We start from the raw sequence: 24,515 nt of genomic DNA, 5'->3' as shown, positions 1-24,515 counted from the left end.
CCGGTTCTGTCAGCACCCCGACCTACCGTCCGCGCCCATGCGGCTGCTGCACACCTCCGACTGGCACATCGGGCGGTCGCTGCACGGTGCCGACCTGCTCGCCGAGCAGGAGGCGGTGCTGTCCGGGCTGGCCGGCGTGGTGGCCGCCGAGGGCGTCGACGCCGTCGTCGTGGCCGGGGACGTCTACGACCGCGCGGTCCCCTCGGCCGACGCGCAGGCGGTCCTCGACCGGGTGGTCGAGCGGCTGCTCGGCGCCGGCGCCACGGTCGTGCTCACCCCCGGCAACCACGACTCCGCCCGTCGGCTGGGCACCTTCTCCGGGCTGCTGACCAAGGCGGGCCTGCACGTCCGCGCGGCCACCGCGCGGCTCGACGAGCCGGTGCTGCTCGGCGACGGGCACGGCGAGGTCGCCGTCTACGGCGTGCCCTACCTCGAGCCCGAGATCGCCCGCCACGAGCTCGGGCTGCCGGTGGCGCGCAGTCACGAGGCGGTGCTGCGGGCGGCGATGGAGCGGGTGCGCGCCGACCTGTTCCTGCGCCCCGGGGCGCGGTCGGTGGTGCTCGCGCACGCCTTCGTCGGCGGCGGCGTGGCCAGCGAGAGCGAGCGCGACATCTGCGTCGGCGGGGTGGACCTGGTGCCGGCGTGGGTGTTCGACGGCGTCGACTACGTGGCGCTGGGCCACCTGCACCGGCCCCAGTCGCTCACCGACCGGCTGCGCTACAGCGGCTCGCCGATGGCCTACTCCTTCGGCGAGGCGGGGCAGGGCAAGCAGGTGTGGCTGGTCGACCTCGACGCCTCCGGCCTGGCCGGCGTGCGCGCCGTGCCGCTGCCGGAGCCCCGGCCGCTGGTGGTCCTCACCGGCACCCTCGAGGAGCTGCTCGACGACCCGGCGCACGCCGCGGCGGAGGAGGCGTTCGTGTCCGCGCGGCTGACCGACGACGTCCGCCCGGCCGACCCGATGCGCAAGCTGCGCGCCCGGTTCGGGCACTGCGTGCACCTGGAGTGGGTCGGCGGCGGGGGCGGCGGGGACGGCCGCAGCTACCAGGAGCGGCTGCGCGGCCGCGGCGACGTCGACGTCGCCGGCGAGTTCGTCGCCCACGTCCGCGACGGAGTGGGGACCACCCCCGCCGAGCGGGACCTGCTGGCCCGGGCGCTGGGCGCGGCGGCCCGCGAGGAGCTGACCCGGTGAGGCTGCACTCCCTCACCCTCACCGCCTTCGGCCCGTTCGCCGGCACCGAGACCCTCGACGTCGACGAGGTCGCCCGCGACGGGCTGTTCCTCCTGTGGGGACCCACCGGCGCCGGGAAGACCACGCTGCTCGACGCCGTGGTGTTCGCGCTCTACGGCACCGTCCCCGGCGCGCGCGGCGAGGCGCGGCGGCTGCGCAGCGACCACGCCGACGCCGCCACCCGCACCGAGGTGTCCTGCGAGCTGACCCTGGCCGGCGAGCGGCTGCTGGTCACCCGCCGGCCGGAGCAGACCCGGCCGAAGAAGCGCGGCGCCGGGGAGACCACCGAGCAGGCCCGGCTGACCGTGCAGCGCTGGTCCGGCGGGGGCTGGGAGCCGGTGAGCACCCGCATCGACGAGGGCTCGGAGCACCTGCGGGCGCGGCTGGGCCTGTCGGCCGAGCAGTTCTGCCAGGTGGTGCTGCTGCCGCAGGGCGACTTCGCCCGCTTCCTGCGCGCCGAGCCCGAGGACCGCGGGCGGCTGCTGCGCACGCTGTTCGACGTCGACCGCTTCGCCCGCGCCGAGGAGTGGCTGGCCGGCGAGCGGCGGGCCGCCGACGAGGCGCTGCGGGCCGAGCGGCACCGGGTGAGCACGCTGCTGCACCGGGTCGCCCAGATCGCCGACGTCGAGGTGCCCGAGGAGCTGGCGCCCGAGCTGGTCGGCGCGCGCCCCGGCGCGTCGGTGGGGACGTGGGTGCGCGGGGTCCGCACCCGGGCCGCGGAGCGGCAGGACCGCGCCGCGGAGGCCGCGGAGGCCGCGGCCGCCGACGGTGCCCGTGCCGACGGGGACCTGGCCGCGGCCCGGGCGCTGGCCGACCGGCACGCCCGCCGCGACCGCGCCCGCACCGAGCTCGAGCGGCTCACCGCGCGGGACCCGGAGCTGGCGCCGTTGCGGTCCCGCGCCGACGCCGGCCGCCGCGCCGAGGTGCTGCGCGACGTCCTGGGGACGGCGGCCCGCACCACCCGGGACGCCCGGCGCGCGACCGCCGCGCGGGAGGCCGCCGCCGCGGCGTGGGACGCGGTCGCCGGCGGGCGCGAGGCCACCGCCGACACGGCCCGCGAGCTGCGCGACACCGCCGCCGCCGCCCGGGCGCTGCTGCCCGAGGCCGGCCGGGCCGCCCAGCTCGCTGCCGAGGTCACCCGCCTGGCGCGGGAGGCCGAGCGGCTCACTGCCCGCTGCGCCGAGGGCGCCCGCGCCGCCGAGGAGGAGCCGGCCCGGGTGGCCGCCGCCCAGGAACGGCTCGACGCCGCCCACGCCGCCGCCGCCCGCCTGCCCGGGGTGGTCGCCGGCGAGGAGGCCGCGGCCGCCGCGCTGGACGCCGCCACGCGCGCCGCCGCGGTCGCCGGCCGCCTCGAGCGGGCCCGCGCCGACGCCGACGCCGCCCGGCTGACCTGGTTGCAGGCCCGCGAGCGGCTGGTCGACGTGCGCACCGCTCGGCTGGAGGGCATGGCCGCCGAGCTCGCCGCCGGGCTCACCGACGGTGCCGACTGCCCGGTGTGCGGCTCGGTCGAGCACCCGCGGCCCGCGGTGCCGGCCGGGGCGTCGGTGACCGCCGACGACGAGGAGCGGGCCCGCGCCGCGGTCGACGCCGCCGACGAGCGGCGGGCCGCCGCCGGCCGGGTCGTCGAGGAGGGTCAGCGCGAGCTCGCCGTCCTGCGCGAGCGGGCGGGGGAGCGGCCGGCCGACGAGCTCGCCGCGCAGGCGGCTGCCGCCCGCGCGGAGCGTCGCGAGGTCGGCGCGCGGGCCGCGGAGGTCGAGGGGGCCCGCCGCGCGCTCGCCGCGGCCGAGGCCCGGCGCGACGCGGCCGCCACCGCGCTGGCCGCCGACCGCGAGGCCCTGCAGCGGTGCGCCGCCGAGCGGGCGGCGCGCGCCGAGGCGCTCGCCGAGCTGACCACCCGGCTGGACGCCGCCCGCGGCGAGGACGCCGACCTGCGCGCCCGGGTCGCCCGGCTCACCGCCGCGGCCGAGCGGTGCGAGGCCGTCGTCGCCGCCGCCGAGGAGGAGCGCCGTGAGCTCGCCGCCGACGCGGAGGCGCGGGCGGCCGCCGCGGAGCGGGCCGCCGCGGCCGGCTTCGCCGACGTCCGCGACGCCGGTGCGGCCCTGCTGGCCGGCGGGGAGCTGGCCGCGCTCGACCGCCGGCTGAGGGAGCACGACGAGGCCCGGTCGGTGCTGGCCGCCACCCTCGCCGACCCCGAGCTCGCCGACCTCGGGGAGCGGCCCGACGTCGCGGCGCTGCAGGCCCACTGCGCGGAGGTGACCGCCCGCCGCGAGGAGGCGGTGACCGCGCTGGACCAGGCGCGCCGCTGCGCCGCCGCCCTCGACGGGCTGGCCGGCGAGGTGGTCGCCGCCGAGGTCGAGCTGGCCGAGCGCCGGGCCCGCGCCGACCAGGTGGGCGGGCTGGCCGACCTGGTGGGAGGACGGGGCGCGAACACGCTGCGGATGCGGCTGCAGTCCTTCGTGCTCGCCGCCCGGCTCGAGCAGGTGGCCGAGGTGGCCAGCCGGCGGCTGCAGGAGATGTCGCGCGGGCGCTACACCTTCCTGCACAGCGACGCGCTGGGCCGCCACGGCGCCCGCGGCGGCCTGGGCCTCGACGTGCTCGACGAGTACACCGGCACCCGGCGGCCCACCAAGACCCTCTCCGGCGGGGAGAGCTTCATGGCCTCCCTCGCCCTGGCCCTCGGGCTGGCCGACGTCGTCACCGCCGAGGCCGGCGGCGTGCAGATGGACACGCTCTTCGTCGACGAGGGCTTCGGCACCCTCGACGCCCAGGCGCTCGACGCGGTGATGACGGTGCTCGACGAGCTGCGCCGGGGCGGGCGGACGGTCGGTGTCATCAGCCACCTCGAGGAGCTGCGCACGCGGGTCGCGACCCGGCTCGAGGTGGTCGCGGGACGGTCGGGCTCGCGCCTGGCCGGCTGACCCCGCCGCCCGGTCGTCCGGGGCCGCCCGGCACGGCCGACGGCCCGGGACCCGAGCGGGATCGCGTCCGCGCGGGCCCCGGGCCGTCCGGGGTGGTCGTCAGCGCAGCAGCTGCGGACCGGTCAGTGCGCTGTCGCGCGGCTCGGGCAGCTCCGGCGGGAAGACCACGGTCGCGGGGTCCTCGTCGTCCTGGCCGGGCCGGGCCAGCCGCGAGCTGCGCCGCTCCGCGTGCCGGCCCGCGGCGGACCGCCCCGGGTCGGCGGCCGGCCCGGACCCGGCCGGGCGGCCGCCGGCGGGACGGCTGCCCACGGCACGGTCGGCGGCGCGGTGGTCGGCGGCGCGGTGGTCGGCGGCGCGGTGGTCGGCGGCGCGACGGTCGGGACCGCGGTGGTCGGCGGTGCGGCGGTCGGCGGCCGGCTCGCGGTGCACCGGGATCCCGGTCCCCCGCGGCGCGGGCGTCACCTCGGCGGGACCGGCAGCGCCGGCGGCGTCCCCCGCCGGCCGCTGCGTGCGGCGCTCCTCCGGGCGGCTGAGCATCCGCAGCGTCGCCTGGCGCAGCCGGCCGCCGTAGGGCTTCTCGACCCCGTAGTGCAGCGCGAAGGCGGCGGCGAAGGCGACGGCCGTCGCCAGGGCGACCGCGCCCCAGGGGCCGAGGGCCCCGCGGGTCAGGTGGATGACCCACCAGCCGAGGTTCTCGTGCACGAGGTAGACGGGGTAGGTCAGCGCACCCGCGACGGTCATCCACCCGGCGCTGCGGGCGGCCAGCGGGGTGAGCGTCACCAGGGCCACCAGCCCGAAGCAGGCCAGCGACACGATCGCGATCACGGCCTTCGACGGCGTCCAGGGGGTCTCGGCGCCGAGGACGCCGGGGTAGACGTTCATCGAGAAGTTGAGCGCGATGGACACCTGCAGCCCGACCAGCAGCCAGCTGCCGAGGTCGTGGCCGTCGCGGTGGATGAGGTAGAGCAGCATGCCGCCGGCGAAGAACGGCGCGTAGTCGGGCATGAGGAACGCCGACAGCAGGCCCGAGCCGGTGCCGTGGGCCATGGCGCCGAGGACCGGCCACAGCGCGCAGAAGGCCAGGACCCGGTTGCGGGTGATGCCGACCATCATGAACAGCGCGATGAGCAGGTAGAAGCGGGCCTCGTACCACAGCGTCCAGTACGGGCCGTCGACGTCCGGGACGCCGAAGGCGCCCTGCACCATCGTGAAGTTCAGCAGCGCACCGGACGTGGTGACCTCGTGCCCGAGGAAGGCGGGGTTCTCCGGCCAGATGACGACGACGAGCACGACGCTGAACGCCACCGCGACCCAGTACGCCGGGAACAGCCGGCCCACCCGCGAGGCGACGAAGCCGCGCACGTCCCGGCCCCAGGCGCTCATCAGCAGGACGAAGCCGCTGATGACGAAGAACAGCGGGACGCCCATCCGGCCGTAGGCCGCCCACTGGCCGACGCCGGCCAGCTCCTCGGGCACCGGACCGTTCCAGCCCGGGCTGTGACGGGCCGTGTAGTGGAAGGCGACGACGGTGACGGCGGCGAACAGGCGCAGCACGTCGAGCATGCCCAGGCGCCGCTCGGCGCGAGGAGGGGTCGTGGTCGTGCGCACTCGGCTGGTCTCCCGTCTGTGCCTCGAGCCGACCGCCGCCTCAGCGGCTGGGTCCCGGCCCCACCCGCCGTCGGACACGCGGGCCATCGGAAGGTAACGATCCGGTCATTCGACTGGAGTCCGACACCCGGCAGCCGGACGGACCGGTCACGTCTGCCGACCCAGGCGTCACAACCGCCACGGGTGCCCCGGTGATCCCGTCAGCCCCCGGAGGCGCGGAGCGCCGCGGCGAGGCGCGCGGCGAGGTAGGCGTGGCCGTCGTCGTCGGGGTGCAGGTCGTCGGCCGTCAGGCGGGAGGCGACGTCCCACCCCTCCTGCGCCGGGCTGACGTAGCGCACCCCGGCCTGGGCGGCGGCCTCGGCGAGCGCCCGGTCGACCCGCCGCACGGCGACGTCGGGGATGGAGGGGACCAGCGGCGGTCCGAGGAGCACCACCGGGACTCCCGGGAACCGCCGGTCCAGCTCGGCGAGGAACCGGAGGGCCGCCGTCCGCTCCACCGCGGTGTCCTGGACGAGGCGGGCGTCGTTGAGCCCGCCCTGGAGGACGACGAGGTCGGGCCGGGGCGGGTCGACGGTGCCCAGCCGCTCCAGGTAGACCTGGCCCACCCCGCCGCCGGCGACGAAACCGGTGCCCGGCCCGGCGCGGACGTCGGCGTCCCAGCCGAAGTCGGCCGCGGTCAGGGCGGGGAAGGCGGCCTCCTCCGACGACGCGCCGTAGCCCGCCGTGTAGGAGTCGCCGAAGAACAGCACCCGGCTGCCGGGCGGGGGCGGTGCGGGCGCGTCGGTGCCCCCGCCCGCGGACGGCGACGCGCCGCCCGGCGCGCCCACCGGCCCGGTGGCGGTGCAGCCGGCCACCAGCGCCAGCGCCAGCGCCAGCACCAGCACCAGGGGCGACGCGGGCCGTACGCCGCGGGCGCGGCCGCGCCCGGCACGCCCGTGCCGGCGCGTCACGCCCGGTCGGCGACCGGCGCCCGGAAGACCCAGCGCCGGTAGGCCGACCAGCGGATCACCGTCCCGAGCGCGATCGACGCGACGTTGGTGGCCTGGAGGACCAGGGTGCCCTCCTGCCCCAGCGGGTGCCGCACGAGGGCGACCAGCGACAGCCCGAGGAGCAGGGCCAGGCCGTTGACCACCATGAAGACGACGTACTCGCGGCCGTAGCCCGAGCGCTCCCGGTGCGCGAAGGACCAGAACCGGTGTCCGGCGTAGGCCGCGGTCCCCGCGACGACCGACGACACCAGCTTCGCCGTCACCGCGCCGGTGCCGGAGGTGTAGAGCAGCTGGAAGACGCCGAGGTCGAGGACGAAGCAGGCCGCACCCACCGCTCCGTACGCGCCGAGCTCCCGCACGAGGAGCCGGGTGCTCCCGAGGCGGCGACGGACCGCGGGGAGCCACAGCACGTCTCCGCACTGTACGGACCCGCGGGTCCTCCGGGGTGCACCCGGCGCGGACGGGCGACGGCGGTGGCGCTCGCTACGGTGGAGCCACCATGGCTGCCCCGACCGACCCGAGGACCGGCCTGCCCGTCGTGGCGATGGTGGGGGGCGGGCAGCTGGCCCGGATGACCCACCAGGCCGCCATCGCGCTGGGCCAGTCGCTGCGCGTGCTGGCCACCGACCCCGCCGAGTCCGCCGCGCTGGTCGCCGCCGACGTGCGGATCGGCGACCACCGCGACCTCGACGCGCTGCGCGCCCTGGCCGAGGGCGCGACGGTGGTCACCTTCGACCACGAGCACGTCCCGACCGAGCACCTGCGGGCGCTGGCCGCCGAGGGCGTCCGCGTCGCGCCCGGCCCCGAGGCCCTGGTGCACGCGCAGGACAAGCTGGTGCTGCGCCGCGCGCTGGCCGCGGCCGGCGAGCCGCAGCCCGCGTGGGCCGAGGTGCGCTCGCCCGGGGAGCTCGCCGCCTTCGCCGACGCGCACGGCGGGTGGCCGGTGGTGGTCAAGACCCCGCGCGGCGGCTACGACGGCCGCGGCGTGTTCGTCCTCGACGAGGCCGGTCAGGCGGCCGACCTGTTCGCCGCGCACCCGGCGCTGCTGGCCGAGGAGCGGGTGCCGCTGGTGCGCGAGCTCGCCGTGCTGGTGGCCCGCTCGCCGTTCGGCCAGGTCGCGGTCTGGCCGGTGGTGGAGACCGTCCAGCAGGACGGGATCAACACCGAGGTGCTGGCGCCGGCGCCCGGCCTCGACGAGGAGATCGCCGGCACCGCGCAGGAGCTCGCGGTGCGGATCGCCGACCGGGTCGGCGTCGTCGGGGTGATGGCCGTGGAGCTGTTCGAGGTCGCCGACGGCGTGCTGGTCAACGAGCTGGCCATGCGCCCGCACAACTCCGGCCACTGGACCATCGAGGGTGCCCGCACCAGCCAGTTCGAGCAGCACCTGCGCGCCGTCCTCGACTACCCGCTGGGGTCGACGGCGCTCGCCGCGCCGGCCGTCGTCATGGCCAACGTGCTCGGCGGCGCCGCGTCGGCCGAGGGCTGGACCGGCCCGGGCATCGACGAGCGGGTGCACCACCTGATGGCGCACTGGCCGGACGTGAAGCTGCACTGGTACGGCAAGGGCCAGCGCCCCGGCCGCAAGCTCGGCCACGTCACCGCGCTGGGCGGCGACCTCGCCGAGGTGCGCGCCCGGGCCGTCGCCGCGGCCCGCTACCTCGCCGACGGCGAGGTCGACCCCGCGTTCGCCTTCTCCCCTCCCGAGGAGCACTGAGTGGACCAGCCCGTCGTCGGCATCGTCATGGGCAGCGACTCGGACTGGCCGACGATGGAGCCCGCCGCCCAGGCGCTGGCCGAGTTCGGCGTCCCGTACGAGGTGCACGTCCTCTCCGCGCACCGCACGCCGCAGCGGATGCTCGACTACGCCACCGCGGCGGCCGGGCGGGGGCTGCGGGTGCTCGTGGCCGGCGCCGGGGGAGCGGCGCACCTGCCGGGCATGCTCGCCGCCGCGACGTCGCTGCCGGTGATCGGGGTGCCCCGATCGCTCGACCGGCTCGACGGCCTCGACAGCCTGCTGTCGATCGTGCAGATGCCCGCCGGCGTCCCGGTGGCCACGGTGTCGATCGGCGGCGGCCGCAACGCCGGGCTGCTCGCCGTCCGCGTCCTCGCCGCCGCCGACCCGGAGCTGCGGGCCGCCGTCGAGCGGTTCCAGGCCGACCTCGCCGACACCGTCGTCGCCCGTGACGCCGCCCTGCGGGCCCGCCTCGCCGAGGGTGAGGACGCCTCCCGCTCAAGTGCTGGGACGTCCTAGCATCTACTCGTGAGTACGAGCGGGCTCTACCAGCTGACCGACGAGCACGACGCGATCCGGGCCGCCGTCCGGGACATCGCCGAGCGGGAGATCGCGCCGTACGCGGCCGAGGTCGACGCGGAGTCCCGCTACCCGATCGAGGCGCAGAAGGCGCTGACCGCGGCCGGCTTCCACGCCACGCACATCCCCGAGGCCTACGGCGGTGAGGCTGCCGACGCGGTCGCCACCTGCATCGTGATCGAGGAGGTCGCCCGGGTCGACGTGTCCGCGTCGCTCATCCCGGCGGTCAACAAGCTGGGCTCGATGCCGATCATCCTGTCGGCGTCGGAGGAGCTCAAGCAGGCGGTGCTGCCCTCGATCGCCCGCGGCGACGCGATGATCAGCTACGGCCTGTCCGAGCGGGAGGCCGGCTCCGACGCCGCCGCGATGAGGACCCGCGCCCGCCGCGACGGCGACACCTGGGTGCTCAACGGCACCAAGGCCTGGATCACCAACTCCGGCGTCTCGGAGTGGTACACGGTCATGGCCGTCACCGACCCGGAGAAGCGGGCCAGCGGCATCTCCGCGTTCGTCGTCCACCGCGACGACCCCGGCTTCACCGTGGGTCCCAAGGAGCGGAAGATGGGCATCAAGGGCTCGCCCACCTGCGAGCTCTACTTCACCGACTGCACCATCCCGGCCGACCGGATCATCGGGGCCGAGGGCACCGGCTTCAAGACCGCGCTGCGCACGCTGGACTTCACCCGCCCGACCATCGGCGCTCAGGCCGTCGGCATCGCACAGGGCGCCCTGGACGCCGCCGTGGAGTACACCCGCGAGCGGAAGCAGTTCGGCCAGGCGGTCAGCGACTTCCAGGGCGTCCAGTTCATGCTCGCCGACATGGCCATGCAGATCGAGGCCGCTCGGCACCTCGTCTACGTCGCCGCCGCCCGCGGCGAGACGGGCAACTCCGGCGGCAAGGTGGACCCCGACCTCGGCCGGCTCTGCGCGGCGGCCAAGGCCTTCGCCTCCGACGTCGCCATGAAGGTCACCACCGACGCCGTCCAGCTCTTCGGCGGCGCCGGCTACACGCAGGACTTCCCGGTCGAGCGCATGATGCGCGACGCCAAGATCACCCAGATCTACGAGGGCACCAACCAGATCCAGCGCATGGTGATCGCACGGAGTCTCCTGCGGTAGGGGAGCCGCCGCCCGGAGGGGACGACGGCCGGGGTCGCCGTCCCCTCCGGGCGGGCCAACCGGTCCGAGGTCACCGCAGGGTGGCGGTGTCGATGACGAACCGGTAGCGGACGTCGGAGGCCAGGACCCGCTCGTGGGCCTCGTCGACCCGGTCGGCGGGGATGACCGCCACCTCGGCGCCGATGCCGCGCTCGGCGCAGAAGTCGAGCATCTCCTGGGTTGCGGCGATTCCGCCGATCATCGAGCCGGCGGAGGTCCGCCGTCCGCCGATGAGCGACACGGCGGTGACGCTCAGCGGGTCGGCGGGCGCGCCGACGTTGACCAGCGCGCCGTCCACGGCGTCCGCATCCACCACAACGGCGTCAAGCGGTTCCACCACCCCGTGGTGGGCTCCCTCGAGCTGGGCTACCCCACCTTCGACCTGCCGGCCGAGGACGCCGCGGACCTGCGCACGACCCTCTACACCGCCGAGCCCGGCACGCCCTCCGACGACGCACTCAGGCTGCTCGCCAGCTGGGCGGCGACCCACGCGGCTCCGACCGTCGACGACGCGGCCACCCCGGTGACCGAGCGGCCGTGACCACCCCGGTCCACGGGGGCACCGGCCAGGTCCGGCGGACGGTCGTCGCCCGCCAGCTCCTGCGGTGGGGCGCCGCCGTCGCGGACACGGCGGGTGGTGTCGGGTCGGCTCAGGACGCGACGGGGGAGCCGGTGCCGATCGCGAGGGCGATCAGCCCGGCTGCGACCCAGTCGACCGTGGCGCAGAACGGTGGCCACCACCGGGTCCCGCGGACGAAGCCGGTGCGGTGCTGCCAGGCGTCCTTGACGCCGTGGCCGGCCAGGCCGGCGACGAGCAGCCAGGTCGAGCCGGGCGCCCCCGCCGCGGCGACCACCACGAACAGGGCCGCCACGGCGGTCTCGACGACCAGGACGTGCCGGCGCCCGTCGGCCACGGCGAAGCCGACGTAGACCGCGGCGATGAGGGCGAGCCCCAGGGCGTAGACGGTCGCGGCGTCCAGCCAGGGGAAGGCCACCGGGGAGGCGGCCTGCAGGACCCCGAGGACGACGCCCCACGCCACCGGTGTGCGCAGTGCGCGGGAGGTGCGGTGTGCGGTCATCGAGGACTCCTCGGTCGAGGTGGTCGGGTCGAGGGGGACGGCTCGACCGGCCGCGGGCCCGCGGGTGCGAGTGCGGGTGACGAGCCGGCCATCGCCAGCGCCCCGGCCAGCACCGTGCTCACCGGTCCCCAGAGCACCAGTCCGGTCGGGGACAGCCAGCCCAGCGCGGCCGGTGGCGCGAGCACGGCGGCCGGGGCTGCGCCGGCCGCGAGGACGACGCCGGCCGGCCAGCCGCAGCGGCGCACCCAGGCGGCGACGGCCGGCGTCCAGCCGGTGACGACGGCTGCGGCGGCCGGCCACGAACCGCCGCCGAGCAGCTCCCACCCGAGGTCGAGCGCGGTCAGAGCGGTCAGCAGCGGCACCAGCGTGGCGACGTAGCGGAGGAGGAACGTGCGGACCGCCGCGGAGGCACCGGCCGCCGGGACCGGCGGGGCGCCGGTGCCAGGGTCGGAGCCCGGTGCGAGGGTCGAGGTGGGCACCGGTGCCTCCTCCGGCGGAACGGGGCCGAGGTCGGGAGCGCGGAGAGGCGTCACGCCGGTGAGGTCGCCGACTCGCGACGGCGGGGTCCGACCTCCGGCCCCGACCCGCGCGCGTCGGCGGCCATGCGGTCGGACAGGGCGGCGGCGTCCGCACCGACGAAGCCCAGCAGCGCCGAGCCGCGGCAGGTCTGCCACGGCAGCCCGAGGAAGTACAGCCCGGGGACGCCGGTGACGCCGGCGTCGTGCCGGACCTGCCCGTCGACGACCACGCCGGGCACGTGCAGCCACGAGTGGTCGGGCCGGTGGCCGGTGGCCCACACGACCGCGTCGACGTCGAGGGTCGTGCCGTCGGCGAAGCGGGCGGTGCGGCCGGCGACGCCCGTGAGGCGGGGCCGGAACTCGACGCCACGGCGGCGGAGATCGCTGCTGCGCGTGCCGATGACCAGGTCGCCGCGGGCGCGCAGGCGACGGGCGAGGCGGGTGTGCGCCGGCACGGTGAAGAACCCGACCGCGTCCAGCCAGGAGAACAGGTCGCGGCCGGCGAGGCGCTGGGGCAGCGCGGTGGGCCGGGTCCCGACGGCGACGGTGACCGGCTGGGTGGCGGACAGCTCGGCGGCGATCTGCAGTCCGGAGTTGGCGGCGCCCACGACCAGGACACGGCCCGCGCCGGACAGCTGCGCCGGGTTGCGGTACGCGGCGCTGTGCACGTGCGGCACGGCCGGTTCCAGCTGCTGCGCCATCGCGGGGACGTGCGGGGTCTGGAACGGGCCGGTCGCGACGACCACCTGCCGGGCGTGCACCGTCCCGGTCGGGGTGGTGGCCACGAAGCTGCCGTCCGGGTCCCGGTGCAGGCGGAGCACGGGGGAGTCCACGCGCACCGGCAGGGCGAAGTGGGCGGCGTAGGCGGCCAGGTAATCGGCGACCTCGTCCTTGCCCGGGTGGGTGTCGGCCGGTGCGGGGAACGGCAGGCCGGGCAGGGAGTCGTACCGCGCGGGGCTGAACAGCCGCAGCGAGTCCCAGCGGGAGCGCCAGGAGGAGCCCACCTCGGGTCCGGCGTCGAGCAGCAGGAAGTCCGCGTCCCGGCGGGCGAGGTGGTGGCCGATGGCCAGGCCGGCCTGGCCGGCGCCGATGACGAGCACGTCGAGGGACCGGTCGGTGCGGAGGGGGAGGGGCATGACGGCTCCTGTCGGGGAACGGCGGTGGGCGGCGGTGGAGGCGGACGGGTGGTGCCGGTCCCGAGGGTCCCTTCGCCGCGCCGGGTCCGCGTCGGACGCTAGGAACGGGCCGGAGGCGTCACACCGGCAGAACCGCCGGGTCGGCCGCGGGCACGTGTCCCCGGGCCGTCCGGCAGCGGTGCGTCAGCTCAGGGGGAGGGCGGTGAGCTCCGCGCGGGAGGCCACCCCGAGCTTGGTGAAGACGTTCCGCAGGTGGAAGTCGACGGTGCGCGGGCTGACGAACAGCTGGGCTGCGACGTCGCGGTTGGACAGGCCCTGCCGGACGAGGGCGGTCACCTGGCGCTCCTGCGGGGTCAGCTCGGTGGCGGTGGAGACGTCGCGGCGCCGGGCGGTCTCCCCGGAGGCGCGCAGTTCCTGAGCGGCCCGCTCGGCCCACGGGGTGGCGCCCAGCTCCTCGAACAGCGCCAGGGCGGTGCGCAGGTGCTCGCGGGCGTCGACCCGGCGCCGGGCGCGGCGCAGGTGCTCGCCGAACGCGAGCTCGGTGCGGGCGCGGTCGGGCAGGCGCGGGGAGGAGGCGTGCACGGCGAGGGCGCGGCGGAAGTGCTCCTCCGCGCGGTCCCCCCCGGCGAGCAGGGCGTGCCCGTGCTCGACGACGGCGACCGCGGCGGGGGCGCCGGTGCCGGCGGCGAACGCGGTGAGCTCCGCCAGCCACGCGCGGGCCACGTCCGCGCGGTCGGCCCGGACCGCGGTCTCCAGGGCGTCGATCGCCGCGAGCCGGCGCACCCAGGGGGCGCCGATCTGCTCGAGGTGGTGCAGAGCGGTCGCCGGCTGCCGGGCGGCGTGCAGTCCCCTGGCCCAGTGCAGCAGGTCGAGGACGAGGGTGTCGGTGACCCCGGCCGGGTGCGCCTGCCGGACGGCGGCCGCGTGGGCCAGGTGCTCCTCCGCCGCGGCGTCCCCGCGCAGGGCGGCCAGCAGGGCCAGCTCGACGGTGGGCAGGGCGGTCATGGCCGCGTGGCCGGTGCTGGCGGCCAGCGGCAGTGCCTCCGCCGCAGCAGCGGCCGCCTGCGTCCAGGCCCCGGTCGCGACCTGGGGGAGCACGCCCCGGGTCAGCGCGTGCTCGACCCAGTTGAGGGCTCCGGCACGGCGTGCCGTGGTCAGGTGCTGCGCGTGGAGCCGCAGCCCCCGCTCGTCGTCGCCGATCAGGATCGCGGCCAGGCCCAGGTTGGGTTGCAGCGCGTGCTGGTCCTCGGCCGGCTCGTCGTCGGCCACGGCGAACGCGTCCGCGAAGCACTCCGCCGCCACGGCCCACTCCCGCCGGGCCACCGCCGAGAAACCCCGTTGCAGGGCGGAGGCGGTGCGCACGGCGGCCGGGGCCTCCAGGGCCGGCGAGGGGACCAGTGCCGACGGGTCGAGACGCCGCGGCGACCGCGCGCCGAACGCGGAGAACGCCGCCGCGACCATGGCCAGCGAGGACGCCATCGCCGGGTCGACACCGGCGGCGACCTCCGTCGCCTGCAGGACCAGGTCGAAGCCGTCGTCGAGGGACCGGGTGTGCGACTCGACCTGCCCCCGCAGCACCAGCAGCTGGGCACGTGTCCGGGGGTCGCTCACGTCGGCGGCCGCGGCCGCGGCGAGCGCGACCGCCCGTGCCGGGTGGGCGCCGAGCCACTGGGACGCCGCGGCCAGGTACAGCCGGCGCCCGCGCGCCTCCCCGCCCGCGGTGAGCTCGGCCGCGCGCGCCCACGCCGCCGCGGCCGCCTCGTGCCCGCCACGGCCGGCCGCCCGTTCCGCCACGGCGTCGAGTGCGGCGACGACCGTGTCGTCGGGCCGGTCGGCCGCGGCGGCCAGGTGCCACGCCCGCCGGTCCGGGTCGGCGCCCGACACCTCGGCGAGCGCGCGGTGGGTGGCCCGGCGCTGCGCGCTCGTGGCCGCGCGGTAGACCGCCGAGCGCACCAGCGGGTGGTAGAGGGACACGACGCTCCCGTCGACGCGCAGCAGACCGGCGCGCTCGGCCTCGTCGAGGGCGTCGTCGCCGACCCCGAGGTGCTCCGCGGCGGCCCGGACCACGGCCGACCGGGCGGTGTCGTCGGCCGCGGCCACCAGCAGGAACCGCCGCGCCGCCTCGCCCAGACGGCGGTAGCGGTCCAGGAAGGCGCGCTCCACCCCGCCGGTCAGCGGCAGCGGCGTCGGCAGCGGCGCCCGGCCGGCCAGCTGATCGGCGGTCAGCACCTCGGACAGCTCTCCCAGCGCCAGCGGGTTGCCACCGGTGGCCTCGACCAGCTGGTCGCGCACCGCGGGGTCGACGGCGCCGCCGGCCCGCGCGGCCAGCACCACCTCGGCGTCCGCCCCGGTCAGGCCGCCGAGGACGACGGCCGGCAGGTCGGGCGCGTCGAAGCGGAGGGCGTCGCCGTCGCGCGCGGCGAAGAGCAGGGCCACCCGCTCGGCCTGCAGCCGCCGTGCGACGAACAGCAGCGCCGCGGCCGAGGCGTCGTCCAGCCAGTGCGCGTCGTCGACGACGGCCAGCACGGGGGAGTCCTCGGCGGCGTCGGCGAGCAGGCTCAGCGTGCCGAGGAAGGCCAGGAAGCGCTCCCCCTCACCGGCGGCCTCGCCGAGGGCGGCACCGAGCGCGGCCTGCTGCGGCGCGGGCAGCCCGGCGAGGAGGGACCGCACCGGCCACAGCAGCCGCTGCAGCGCGGCGAAGGCCAGCGGCGACTCCGACTCCACACCCGACGTGCGCAGCACCCGCATGTCCGCCGCGGCGTCCACCGCCTCGGTCAGCACCGTCGACTTCCCGGCTCCGGCGACGCCGCGGACGACCAGCGCACCTCCGGTCCCGCCGCGCGCGCCGTCGAGCAGGGCGGCGATCCGCGCGCGTTCGGCGTCCCGTCCGGCCAGCACGGCGCCGACCGTACGACGGCGGCGGGACCACCGGGCGGGTCCCGGCGGCCGACACGGGAGTCAGTCCAGCGGGTGGGCGGCCAGTGCGGTGCGACTGCTGACCCCGAGCTTGGCGAACACGTTGCGCAGGTGGAAGTCGACGGTGCGGGGGCTGACGTACAGCTGAGCGGCGACGTCCCGGTTGGCCAGGCCCTGCCTCACCAGGAGGGCCACCTGCAGTTCCTGCGGGGTGAGGTCCACCACGGTGGAGACGTCGCGGCGGCGGGTCGTCTCCCCGGACGCCCGCAGCTCCTGCCGGGCGCGGTCGGCCCACCGGTGCGCGCCGAGGTCCTCGAGGGTCTCCAGGGCGGCGCGCAGGTGGGGACGGGCGTCGACCCGGCGACGGGCGCGGCGCAGGAAGGCGCCGTAGGCCAGCTGGGTGCGGGCTCGGTCGGGTGGGCGTCCGGTCCCGGCGTGCGCGGCGAGGGCCTGGTCGAAGTGGCGCTCGGCCTCCGGTCCGTCGCTGAGCAGCGCCCGGCCGTGCGCGGCCACGGCCTGCGCCCAGCCCGAGCCGGTCGCCTCGGCGAAACCGGCCAGCTCCTCCACCCAGGCGGACGCCAGGTCCGGCCGGCCGGCCCGCACGGCGGCCTCGATGCGGTCGGTGGCGGCCAGCCGACGGGTGATCGGGTGGCGGATCTGCTCCAGCTGGTGCAGCGCGCCGGCGGGCTCGGCGGCGTCGCGGACGCCGCGGGCCCAGCGCAGGACGTCGGGGACCACCTCGGCCAGGATGCCGAGCGGGTGCTCGGCGCAGATCTGCTCCACGTCGGCGAGGTGCTCGTCGACCGTGTCCTCACCCCGCAGAGCGGCCAGCAGCGCCAGCCACGCCGTCGGGAGGGCGGCCAACCCGCGGTGCCCGGACTGCTCCGCCAGCGACAGCGCCTCGGCGGCCGCGGCGCGGGCAGTGGTCCACCGCCCGCCGGTCAGGTCGGCGAACCCGAGCCGGGCCAGCGAGTAGAGGGTCATCAGCACCGCGCCGGTGCTCCGGGCCCGGGCCAGCAGCTGCTCGTGGTAGCGCCGGATCAGTGCGTCGTCGCCCAGGTACACCGCGGCGATGCCCAGGTTGGGCAGCAGGTCCAGGTCCTCCTCGGCCAGGTGCTCGGCGAGGGCGAAGGCCTCCTGCAGCGGCGGCATCGCCGCCGGCCAGTCGCCGCGCACGGCGGCGTCGAGGCCGTGCAGCAGGTCGGAGAAGCACCGGGCGCGCAGCGGTGCTGCCGACACCGGCGCGGGGACCAGCGCGGTGGGGTCGACGGCGCTGCCGGAACGCGCCCCGAACGCGGCGAGCGCCACGGCGAACACGGCCATCTCCCGCGCCCGCTGGTGGTCGTGGGGAGCGACCTCGGCGGCGGCCTCGAGCACCATCCGCTGCCCGGTGTGCAGCGAGCCGGTGTTCCACTCGACACGCGCCCGCAGCCGCAGGACGTCGGCGCGCAGCAGCGGGTCCCCGGCCTGGGCCGCGGCGGCGTCGACCAGCGCCCGGGCCCGCGCCGGCTGGGCGGCCAGCCAGGCGGAGCGGGCTGCGGCGTAGAGCCGCTCGGCCTGGGCGTCCCCGGCGGGCGAGAGCTCGGCGGCGCGTTCCCAGGCGGCCGCGGCCGCCTCCAGCCCTCCCCGCGCCCGGGCCCGCTCGGCGGCGGCGTCGAGCGCGGCGACGACGGCCTCGTCCGGCTCCTCGACGGAGGCCGCGAGGTGCCAGGCGCGCCGGTCGGCTCCGTCGGGACCGGTCAGCACGGCCGCGAGCGCCCGGTGCGCCCGGCGTCGCTCGGTGCTGGTGGCTGCGCCGTACACCGCCGAGCGCACGAGTGGGTGCCGGAGGTCGACGGCGGCGTCGCGGACCTGCAGCAGTCCCGAACGCTCGGCCACCTGCAGCGCGTCCTCCCCGGCTCCGAGGGAGGCGGCCGCCTGCCGCACGACCCGCGCCCGGCCGGAGTCGTCGGCCGCCGCCACCAGCAGCACCGTCCGGGCCGGCTCGGGCAGCCGCAGGCAGCGGTCGAGGAACGCGCGTTCCACGCCCTCGGTCAGCGGCAGCCGGGCGGGCAACCGCACCAGGCCGGACAGCTGCTCGGACGTCAGGGCCTCCGCGAGCTCCACGAGCGCCAGCGGGTTGCCCCCGGTGCTCGCGAGCAGTGCGTCGCGCACGTCCGCCGGCACCGACACCCCGGCACGGGTGCCGAGCAGCTCACCGGCCGCCTCGGCGTCGATGCCGCCGAGGGAGAGGCGGGGCAGGTCGCCGCTGTCGAAGGTCCGCACGTCGGCGTCCCGGGCGGCGAACAGCAGGGCGACCCGCTCCACCTGCAGCCGGCGGGCCACGAACAGCAGCGCCGCGGCGGAGGCGTCGTCGAGCCAGTGGGCGTCGTCGACGACGGCGAGCACCGGGCGGTGCTGTCCGGCGTCGGCGAGCACGCTCAACGCCGCCAGGAAGACGAGGAAGCGGTCGCCGGGGCCGTCGTCGACCTCGCCGAAGGCCGCCCGCAGCGCCCGGGCCTGCGGCGGCGGCAGGTGGTGCACGCACCCGGCCACGACCGGGCGCAGCAGGCGCTGCAGCGCGGCGAACGCCAGCGGGGACTCCGACTCGAGGCCCTGGGTGCGGAGCACGGTCATGCCGTCGGCCCGGGCCACCGCGTCGGCGAGCAACGCCGACTTGCCCACGCCGGGCTGCCCCGTGAGCACCAGCACCCCGCCCCGGCCGACCCGCGCCTCGTCCACCAGTGCCGCGATGGCCGCGCGCTCGGGGTGCCTGCCGGACAGCACGTCGGGACCCTAGTGCGCTTCGGGACGGGATCGACCGGTTCTCCGTGTAGTCCCCGGCCGATCGGGAGCCGTCGCCCGCGGGAGCACCCCGTCCCGGCGGAACCACCGGCGCGACCGAACCCGGCCACGCCGGACGGTGGCAGACGCACCCGGACCTGCTTCCCGAGGAGAGACCCGTGTCGACCCACTCCGCTCCCGGACCGGCGGCGCCGGCCCACCCGCACCCGTCGGCCTCCCCGACCACGACTCCCGTCGACGAGCCGCGCCGGCCGTGGACCGTCTTCGGCCTCGCGATCGCCGCGCAGGTGATGGTGGTCCTCGACGTCTCCGTGGTGAACGTCGCGCTGCCGTCGATCAGCCGCGGCCTGCACCTCTCGACCGCGGACCTCCAGTGGACCGTCAGCGCCTACGTGCTGCTCTCCGGCGGCCTGCTGCTGCTCGGCGGCCGCATCGCGGACCTGTTCGACCGCCGAGGGGCGTTCCTCACCGGCGTCGGCCTGTTCACCGCCGCCTCCCTGACCAGCGCGCTCGCCCAGGCCCCGTGGATGCTGATCGTCTCCCGCGCCGCGCAGGGAGCCGGCGCCGCGCTGCTCACCCCGGCGGCGCTGTCGATCGTCATGACCGTCTACGCCGGCAGGCAGCGGCGGACGGCGCTGGCCGTGTGGGGCACCGTGGGCAGCCTCGGCATCGCCGCAGGCGTGCTCTTCGGCGGGGCGCTGACCAGCGCGCTGGGCTGGCGGGCGGTGTTCGTGATCAACGTGCCGATCGGCGTCGCCGTCGTGCTCGGCACCCTGCGCGCCGTGGCCCGGGGCGCGTCCCGGACGGGTGCGCTGCGCCGGCTCGACGTGCCGGGCGCGCTGACCCTGGTGGGCGGCCTGCTGGCCCTGGTGTCGGGCATCGAGGCCACCCGCTCGGCCGGCTGGACGGCGCCGCGCACCTGGCTCGCGCTGGCCGCCGCCGCGGTGCTGCTCACCGCGTTCGCCCGGCTCGAGCGCCGGGTCCCGGAGCCCCTCGTGCCCCCGGCGACGTGGCGCACCCGATCGCTGGTCTCCGCCTCGGCTGTCATGGCCGGCGTCACCGGCGTCGTCGTCGGCGCCGTCTTCCTGACCTCGCTGTACCTGCAGGACGTCCTCGGCTCGTCCCCCGTCGTCGCCGGCCTGCAGTTCCTGCCCCTGGCCGCGGCGATCACCCTGACCGCCGCCGTCGCATCGAGGGTCATCGGCCACCTCGGGGCCCGCACGCTGGTCCTCGGCGGCCTGGTCGGCACGGCCGGTGGCGCGCTCCTGCTGGCCGCGAACGCCGGCGGCGCCTCCTACGTCGCGGACGTGCTGCCCGGCTCCCTGCTCCTCGGCGCGGGCGTCGGGCCGGTGTTCGTGGCCGTCGCGGTCGCCGCGATGGGCGACGTGCCGGGGGAGAGCTCGGGCCTGGCGAGCGGGCTGATGATGACCGGACACGAGATCGGCGCCGCCCTCGGCGTCGCCGGGCTCACCGCCGTCGCCGGTGACCTCGCCACCTCCGCCGGTCTCGTCGACGGCTACGGCCGCGCCTTCGTCGCCACCGTCGGCGTCCTGGCCGCGCTGGTCGTCCTCACCGCGCTCGCCCTGCCCGGCGGCCGGCCGCCCGCCGGGGCCGCGGGCCACGGCCACGGCCACGGTGCCCACGGTCACTGACCCCCACCTGGCGATCCCGGTGCGGATCCCGGCGGTTTCCCCGGTGAGAGCGACCCACCCCCGCACCGAGTCTCGTCCCCGACGGCCACCACCACCCCGAGGAGTCCCCGTGTTGTCCAAGACGCCCCGCACCTTCGTCGGCTCGACCACCTTCACCATCACCGGCATGACCTGCGCACACTGCCGGCGGGCGGTCACCGAGGAGATCTCCGGGGTGGCCGGCGTCGAGTCGGTCACCGTCGACCTGGCCACCGGCACGGTGACCGTCACCGCCTCCGCGCCGCTGGACCGCGCCGACATCGCCGCCGCGGTCGACGAGGCCGGCTACGCCCTCGTCCCGTGATCCCCCACCTCGATCCTCACCGGAGACCCACCGTGTCCACCTCCACCCACACGCCCAGCGCCGCCACGGCGCACCCCGAGACCGCGCACCCCGAGACCGCGCACACCACGCACCACCTGAGCGCCAGGAGGTTCACCCTCCACTTCCTCGAGATGGTCGTCGCGATGGCCGTCGGCATGGTGGCCCTGCACCCGGTGTGGACCCTCGTCCTCGACGCCCTGGGCGCCGCCGAGCTGATGCACGACCCGTACACGGGCGCGCTGGTCATGGCGACGGACATGACCGTCGCCATGTCGGCGTGGATGAGGTTCCGCGGCCACCGGTGGCGGCCCGTCGCCGAGATGGCCGCGGCGATGTACCTGCCCTTCCTGGTGCTGTTCGTGCCGCTCGCCCTCGGGCTCATCGACCGGGACGCCCTGCTGCTGTGGGGCCACGTGCTCATGCTCCCGGCGATGGCCGCGGCGATGCTGCTGCGCCCGCACGAGTACGCCCACTGCTGAGCCCCGCCGACGACCGGTCGATCACCGCCCCGAGCCCGGCGGTTCTCCCGGTCCGAGCCGGGAGCCGGCCGCCGAGCACCGGTCCAGCGCCAAGACGCCGCCCGACCAGGAGACCCGGAGATGACGACGACGACCGCGCCACCGCCCGCCGCGAACGAGGCTCCCGCCGCGTGCACGCTCGAGATCGGTGGCATGACCTGCGCCTCCTGCGTGGGCCGGGTGGAGAAGGCCCTCAACCGGGTGGACGGTGTGTCCGCCGCGGAGGTCAACCTGGCCACCGAGGTGGCCACCGTCCGGTTCGACCCGCGACAGGTCGGCCTCGACGAGCTGACCGCCGCGGTGGCCCGCGCCGGCTACACCGCGACCCCGCGCCGCGAGGCGCAGGCCGCGACCGGGACGGCCGCGCCGGCCGAGGCCCCGACCGCCGACGGCGACGCGCACCTCGCCGCGCTGAGGAGGAGGTGGCAGGTCACCCTCGCCGTCGGGCTCGGCCTGATGGCGCTGATGTACGTGCCGCTGTACCTCGACACGATGGACTGGCTGATGCCGGCCGTCCTCGTGGTCGCCACCGTCGTGCAGTTCTGGGCCGGACGGGAGGTCTACCGCGCCGCCTGGGTCGCCGCCCGCCACCGCACCACCACCATGAACACCCTGGTGGCGCTGGGCACCGGCGTCGCCTACGGCTACAGCGCGTTCGTCACCCTGTGGCCGGCCGCCGCGGAGCGCTGGGGACTGCCGCTGCACGTCTACTTCGAGACCTCGCTGGTGATCCTCGCCCTGGTCCTGGCCGGCCGGTGGATGGAGGCCCGGGCGAAGAAGCAGACCGCCGCGGCGATCACCGCCCTGGTCGGCCTCGCGCCGAGGACGGCCCGCGTGGTGCGCGACGGCGCCGAGGTCGACGTCCCGGTCGAGCAGGTCGCCGTCGGGGACCTGGTGCGGGTCCGGCCCGGCGAGAAGGTCCCGGTCGACGGCGTCGTCACCGACGGGGCGACCGCGGTCGACGAGAGCATGCTGACCGGCGAGAGCCTGCCGGTGGACAAGACGGCCGGCGACCAGCTGATCGGCGCCACGCTCAACCGCACCGGCACCGTCGTCCTCCGGGCCACCGCGGTCGGTGCCGACACCGCGCTCGCGCAGATCGTCCGCCTGGTGGAGGACGCGCAGGGCGCGAAGGTCCCGCTGCAGCGGCTGGCCGACCGGGTCTCGGCCTGGTTCGTCCCGATCGTCCTCGGCCTGGCCGCGGCCACCTTCCTCGTCTGGGCGCTGTTCGGCCCGGACAGCGGCCGGCTGACGATGGCGATCACGACGACCATCGCGGTCCTGATCATCGCCTGCCCCTGTGCGCTGGGCCTGGCCACGCCGACCGCGGTCATGGTCGGCACCGGGCGCGCCGCGGAACTCGGCATCCTCATCGGCAACGGCGACGCCCTGCAGACCGCCCGCCGGGTGACCGCCGTCGTGCTCGACAAGACCGGCACCATCACGCGCGGCAAGCCGGCCCTCACCGGCATCACCACCGCGTCCGCGTGGACCGAGGACGACGTCCTGGCGCTCGTGGCCGCCGCCGAGGCCGGCAGCGAGCACCCGGTCGGGGAGGCCGTCGTGGCCGCGGCCGCCGAGCGCTCCCTCGACCTGCCGCCGCTGCGCTCCTTCGACGCGGTGCCCGGCCACGGGATCGACGCCGTCGTGGACGAGCGGCACGTCCTGGTCGGCAACGCCGCCCTGATGGCCGCCCACGTCGTGGACGTCACCGCTCTGGAACCCACAGCGGCGCGCGAGGCCGCGGCCGGTCGGACGCCGATGTTCGCCGCCGTCGACGGAGCCGCGGCCGCGGTGCTCGCCGTCGCCGACACCGTCAAGCCCGAGTCGGCCGAGGCCGTCGCCCAGCTGCAGGCGCTCGGTCTGGAGGTGTGGATGCTGACCGGCGACAACGCCGCCACCGCGGCGGCGATCGCCGGACAGGTCGGCATCGACCACGTGCTGGCCGAGGTCCTGCCCGCGGACAAGGCGGCGGAGGTCCGCGAGCTGCAGCAGCGGGGGCACGTCGTCGCCTTCTCCGGGGACGGGGTCAACGACGCCGCAGCCCTGAGCGCGGCCGACGTGGGCATCGCCATCGGCACCGGCGCCGACGTCGCCATCGCCGCCTCGGACATCACCCTCGTCGGCGGCGACCTGCGCGGCATCGTCTCGGCGATCGCCCTGTCGCGGCGCACCGTCACCACGATGAAGCAGGGGCTCGCCTGGGCCGGCGTCTACAACCTGCTGCTCCTCCCGGTCGCCGCCGGCGCGCTGTACTGGTGGAACGGCCTGCTGCTCGACCCGGTCCTGGCCAGCGCCGCGATGGCCATGAGCTCGGTGAGCGTCGTGACCAACGCGCTGCGGCTGCGCCGCTTCCACCGCCCGGCCACCGCCGCGGCGATCCTGCACCCGCCGCTGCGCTCCCGTGTCGGCCAGTACGCCTACCTGGGCGGGATCGCGGTCGTCGCCCTCGGGCTCGGCGCCGGGCTGACCGCGGTGTCCCGGATGGACTTCGCCGAGCACGGCATGAACGGCCAGCTGGCGTGGGTCCAGGGCACCGGCATGCCCATGCGCCCGGCGATGAGCGTGATGATGACCGCCGAGGTGCCACCCACCGGAGCCGATGACGCCGGGGTCGACGTCCACCTCGACCTGCCCGCCGACGTGCGTCCCGGGCAGCCGACCCGCCTGCGCGTCACCGTCACCGACAGCGCCACCGGCGAGCCGGTCGAGGACATCGCCCGCAGCCACGAGGCGTGGATGCACCTCATCGCCACGCGCGACGACCTGGGCACCTTCGCCCACGTCCACCCGCAGCCCGCCGGACGGCCCGGGCAGCTCGCCGTCGACCTCACCTTCCCCACGGCCGGGCGCTACGTCGTCAACACGGAGTTCCGGCGGCAGGGCGAGATGAGCGACGTCCACCAGCGGCAGGTGGTCACCGTGGCCGGTGCCGCGCCGGAGCCGGTGGAGCTCGCCGCCGGGCCGCGCGCCGTGGTCGTCGACGGCGTGCGGGTCGAGCTCGGGGGCGACGCCGAGGCCGGGGGGTCGAGCGACCTGCACTTCACGTTCACCGACCCCGCCACCGGGCGACCGGTCGACGACCTGCAGCCCTACCTGGCCGCCGCCGGGCACGTCGTGGTGATGCGTGCCGACGGGCACACGTTCGCCCACGAGCACGCCGAGGTGGAGGACGAGACCGGCCGGCCGGTCTTCGCCCTGCCCGGGCAGACGTTCGGGCCGGAGCTGGACGTCCACGTCGAGTTCCCCACCGTCGGGACGTACCAGCTGTGGGGCCAGTTCCGCCTGGCCGACGGGGACGTGGTCACGGTCCCGTTCACCGTCCGGGCGACCTGA

The 24,515-nt window shown here is 77.2% G+C and carries 19 protein-coding genes; 10 read left to right on the top strand and 9 right to left on the bottom strand.

Going from position 1 to position 24,515, the window contains the following annotated elements; genetic code table 11:
• The first annotated feature begins 37 nt into the window (after window positions 1–37).
• Both LY71_RS01385 and LY71_RS01380 read left to right on the top strand, forming a co-directional pair.
• Complete coding sequence (locus LY71_RS01385) at window positions 38–1,189, top strand: exonuclease SbcCD subunit D (RefSeq protein WP_106275180.1); 1,152 nt, start codon at window positions 38–40, stop codon at window positions 1,187–1,189.
• Window positions 1,186–4,146 carry an AAA family ATPase gene (locus LY71_RS01380; protein ID WP_106275179.1) on the top strand — a complete coding sequence of 987 codons (2,961 nt, stop codon included), beginning with the start codon at window positions 1,186–1,188 and terminating at the stop codon, window positions 4,144–4,146. The genes LY71_RS01385 and LY71_RS01380 overlap by 4 nt, the downstream gene beginning before the upstream one ends.
• 99 nt (window positions 4,147–4,245) lie before the next feature.
• Here LY71_RS01380 and LY71_RS01375 read toward each other — a convergent pair whose 3' ends face one another.
• The 3 genes from LY71_RS01375 to LY71_RS01365 all read right to left on the bottom strand — a co-directional run bounded on the left by LY71_RS01375 (window position 4,246) and on the right by LY71_RS01365 (window position 7,153).
• Window positions 4,246–5,754: an acyltransferase family protein gene (locus tag LY71_RS01375; RefSeq protein ID WP_170121174.1), complete on the bottom strand. Its 1,509-nt coding sequence runs from the start codon at window positions 5,752–5,754 to the stop codon at window positions 4,246–4,248.
• Between the two features lie 200 nt (window positions 5,755–5,954).
• Window positions 5,955–6,704, bottom strand: a complete 750-nt coding sequence (locus LY71_RS01370; protein WP_170121173.1) for an SGNH/GDSL hydrolase family protein — start codon at window positions 6,702–6,704, stop codon at window positions 5,955–5,957.
• Entirely contained in the window at window positions 6,701–7,153 is a 453-nt protein-coding gene (locus LY71_RS01365; protein ID WP_106275177.1) for a GtrA family protein, read from the bottom strand. The genes LY71_RS01370 and LY71_RS01365 overlap by 4 nt, the downstream gene beginning before the upstream one ends.
• Before the next feature lie 89 nt (window positions 7,154–7,242).
• Here LY71_RS01365 and LY71_RS01360 point away from each other — a divergent pair, with 89 nt between their 5' ends.
• The 3 genes from LY71_RS01360 to LY71_RS01350 are packed head-to-tail and all read left to right on the top strand — an operon-like array spanning window position 7,243 to window position 10,173.
• Window positions 7,243–8,457: a 5-(carboxyamino)imidazole ribonucleotide synthase gene (locus tag LY71_RS01360; RefSeq protein WP_106275176.1), complete on the top strand. Its 1,215-nt coding sequence runs from the start codon at window positions 7,243–7,245 to the stop codon at window positions 8,455–8,457.
• Window positions 8,458–8,994, top strand: a complete 537-nt coding sequence (gene purE, locus LY71_RS01355) for a 5-(carboxyamino)imidazole ribonucleotide mutase (protein ID WP_245887591.1) — start codon at window positions 8,458–8,460, stop codon at window positions 8,992–8,994. It abuts the gene before it with no gap.
• Window positions 8,995–9,003: 9 nt separating this feature from the next.
• Window positions 9,004–10,173 carry an acyl-CoA dehydrogenase family protein gene (locus tag LY71_RS01350; protein WP_106275175.1) on the top strand — a complete coding sequence of 390 codons (1,170 nt, stop codon included), beginning with the start codon at window positions 9,004–9,006 and terminating at the stop codon, window positions 10,171–10,173.
• A 70-nt stretch (window positions 10,174–10,243) separates the two neighbouring features.
• Here the strand turns inward: LY71_RS01350 and LY71_RS23900 are convergent, their stop codons facing one another.
• Window positions 10,244–10,510, bottom strand: coding sequence for an MDR/zinc-dependent alcohol dehydrogenase-like family protein (locus tag LY71_RS23900; RefSeq protein WP_281261574.1), 267 nt, complete (start codon window positions 10,508–10,510; stop codon window positions 10,244–10,246).
• 48 nt (window positions 10,511–10,558) lie between these two features.
• Between LY71_RS23900 and LY71_RS23895 the strand changes: the two genes are divergently transcribed.
• Window positions 10,559–10,753 (top strand): hypothetical protein, encoded by a 195-nt coding sequence (locus LY71_RS23895; protein WP_245887590.1) that lies wholly within the window; start codon window positions 10,559–10,561, stop codon window positions 10,751–10,753.
• A gap of 109 nt (window positions 10,754–10,862) precedes the next feature.
• Here LY71_RS23895 and LY71_RS01335 read toward each other — a convergent pair whose 3' ends face one another.
• The 5 genes from LY71_RS01335 to LY71_RS24365 form a co-directional block, all read right to left on the bottom strand.
• Window positions 10,863–11,291, bottom strand: coding sequence for a hypothetical protein (locus tag LY71_RS01335; protein ID WP_106275174.1), 429 nt, complete (start codon window positions 11,289–11,291; stop codon window positions 10,863–10,865).
• Window positions 11,288–11,770, bottom strand: a complete 483-nt coding sequence (locus LY71_RS01330) for a hypothetical protein (RefSeq protein WP_106275173.1) — start codon at window positions 11,768–11,770, stop codon at window positions 11,288–11,290. Before LY71_RS01330 ends, LY71_RS01335 begins: the two co-directional genes overlap by 4 nt.
• A gap of 50 nt (window positions 11,771–11,820) precedes the next feature.
• On the bottom strand, window positions 11,821–12,945 hold the full coding sequence (locus LY71_RS01325; protein WP_106275172.1) for a flavin-containing monooxygenase: 1,125 nt from the start codon (window positions 12,943–12,945) through the stop codon (window positions 11,821–11,823).
• Between the two features lie 183 nt (window positions 12,946–13,128).
• Window positions 13,129–15,843, bottom strand: coding sequence for an AAA family ATPase (locus tag LY71_RS24370; RefSeq protein WP_106275171.1), 2,715 nt, complete (start codon window positions 15,841–15,843; stop codon window positions 13,129–13,131).
• A gap of 60 nt (window positions 15,844–15,903) precedes the next feature.
• The gene (locus LY71_RS24365) at window positions 15,904–18,627 is read right to left on the bottom strand and encodes a helix-turn-helix transcriptional regulator (RefSeq protein ID WP_106275170.1); all 2,724 of its coding nucleotides are present in this window, start codon (window positions 18,625–18,627) and stop codon (window positions 15,904–15,906) included.
• Between the two features lie 176 nt (window positions 18,628–18,803).
• On the opposite strand from LY71_RS24365, the gene LY71_RS01310 reads away from it, so the two are divergent.
• The 4 genes from LY71_RS01310 to LY71_RS01295 all read left to right on the top strand — a co-directional run bounded on the left by LY71_RS01310 (window position 18,804) and on the right by LY71_RS01295 (window position 24,515).
• Window positions 18,804–20,297: an MFS transporter gene (locus LY71_RS01310; RefSeq protein ID WP_245887589.1), complete on the top strand. Its 1,494-nt coding sequence runs from the start codon at window positions 18,804–18,806 to the stop codon at window positions 20,295–20,297.
• A gap of 109 nt (window positions 20,298–20,406) precedes the next feature.
• Window positions 20,407–20,640: a heavy-metal-associated domain-containing protein gene (locus LY71_RS01305; RefSeq protein WP_106275168.1), complete on the top strand. Its 234-nt coding sequence runs from the start codon at window positions 20,407–20,409 to the stop codon at window positions 20,638–20,640.
• Between the two features lie 32 nt (window positions 20,641–20,672).
• Complete coding sequence (locus LY71_RS01300) at window positions 20,673–21,140, top strand: hypothetical protein (protein WP_106275167.1); 468 nt, start codon at window positions 20,673–20,675, stop codon at window positions 21,138–21,140.
• Between the two features lie 120 nt (window positions 21,141–21,260).
• Window positions 21,261–24,515 carry a heavy metal translocating P-type ATPase gene (locus tag LY71_RS01295; protein WP_106275166.1) on the top strand — a complete coding sequence of 1,085 codons (3,255 nt, stop codon included), beginning with the start codon at window positions 21,261–21,263 and terminating at the stop codon, window positions 24,513–24,515.

This window comes from Geodermatophilus tzadiensis, assembly GCF_003002915.1.
Taxonomy (GTDB): domain Bacteria; phylum Actinomycetota; class Actinomycetes; order Mycobacteriales; family Geodermatophilaceae; genus Geodermatophilus; species Geodermatophilus tzadiensis.
The sequence above is the reverse complement of the archived record's forward strand: the minus strand, read 5'-3'. Positions and strand labels throughout refer to the sequence as shown.

Coding starts and splice junctions, on each gene's coding strand:
- LY71_RS01335 (WP_106275174.1), bottom strand. CDS start 11,291: ATGACCGCACACCGCACCTCCCGCGCACTGCGCACACCGGTGGCGTGG.
- LY71_RS01325 (WP_106275172.1), bottom strand. CDS start 12,945: ATGCCCCTCCCCCTCCGCACCGACCGGTCCCTCGACGTGCTCGTCATC.
- LY71_RS01295 (WP_106275166.1), top strand. CDS start 21,261: ATGACGACGACGACCGCGCCACCGCCCGCCGCGAACGAGGCTCCCGCC.
- LY71_RS01360 (WP_106275176.1), top strand. CDS start 7,243: ATGGCTGCCCCGACCGACCCGAGGACCGGCCTGCCCGTCGTGGCGATG.
- LY71_RS01385 (WP_106275180.1), top strand. CDS start 38: ATGCGGCTGCTGCACACCTCCGACTGGCACATCGGGCGGTCGCTGCAC.